This window comes from Mesorhizobium album (assembly GCF_033977205.1).
In the GTDB taxonomy this organism is placed as follows: Bacteria; Pseudomonadota; Alphaproteobacteria; order Rhizobiales; family Rhizobiaceae; genus Mesorhizobium; species Mesorhizobium album.
Window position 1 is genome coordinate 1 of sequence record NZ_JAVIIW010000140.1, and the last position, 985, is coordinate 985.

Annotated in this window: 1 pseudogene; it reads left to right on the forward strand. The window is 64.6% G+C overall.

The annotated features are described in order from the left end of the window. Positions 1 to 164: 164 nt before the first annotated feature. A pseudogene (locus RFN28_RS34610) lies at positions 165 to 640 on the forward strand (IS91 family transposase); the annotation flags it as partial. Positions 641 to 985 lie beyond the last annotated feature (345 nt).

Here is a 985-nt window from a genome sequence, read left to right on the forward strand (position 1 = left end):
CGCTGTCTACGCTTCACGAGCGACGTTGCCGTCGCCCATGCAAGACTCGCTTCCGGCTGGCGGGCTGCGCCTTTGCCGGGAGGGGGTCGAACCCTCTGGATCGCTTCGAAAGGTTTCAGGATCTACATTCCATTCTCCTTTCCAGGACTTGTCCTGTCGCAAGGGTGGTCTACGCCAAGGCGCCGTTCGCCGGCCCGGAAGCGGTGCTCGCCTACCTGTCGCGCTACACGCATCGTGTCGCCATTCGAACCGGCGCCTCATCCGTTTCGACGAGCACCGCGTCACCTTCCGCTACAAAGACTACCGCCGCGACGGCGCAGACCGGCAGCAGCTCATGACGCTCGCCACCGACGAGTTCATCCGCCGCTTCCTGCTGCACGTCCTGCCGCGCGGCTTCCTTCGCATCCGACACTACGGCCTGCTTGCCGGCTCCGCTCGCAAGGCCAGCCTCGCGATTGCTCGCGAACTCCTGAACGTCGCCGCACCGTCCGATGACAACACCACGGAGGAAACGGACGACTTCCGCCCGCCATGCCCCTGCTGTGGTGGCCGCATGATCATCATCGAGACCTTCGAACGATGGAGGCAGCCGCGCGGACCGCCGGGCGCACGGACGACAAACCGGGAGACCGCCCCATGACCCGGCATGGCATGATCCAGTCTCAAGTCGTAGGCGCACAGCCTCCGGCACCGGATCCACGCCTGTCCAGGGTGATCATCAACGCCGACAGAGCCGCGCCCAGCCGCCCACGGTCCCGACAACATCGCTTGGAGGCGCAACGAAGCGGTCTGTCCGCATCCATCTCCGCCCTCCTTGGCGAGGTCCCAGCCATCGCCGACATCAGCCGCAAATCGAAATCCCCATAGCCGTCGCCTGTGGCCCGCGGGTTCCTTCCTCGGGGACTTTCGTACGCCTGCCGGCGCCCGAAACTCTTATATGGGGAAGGTCAACTGCAAACGGCTTCACATCGACATTGTCATGTAC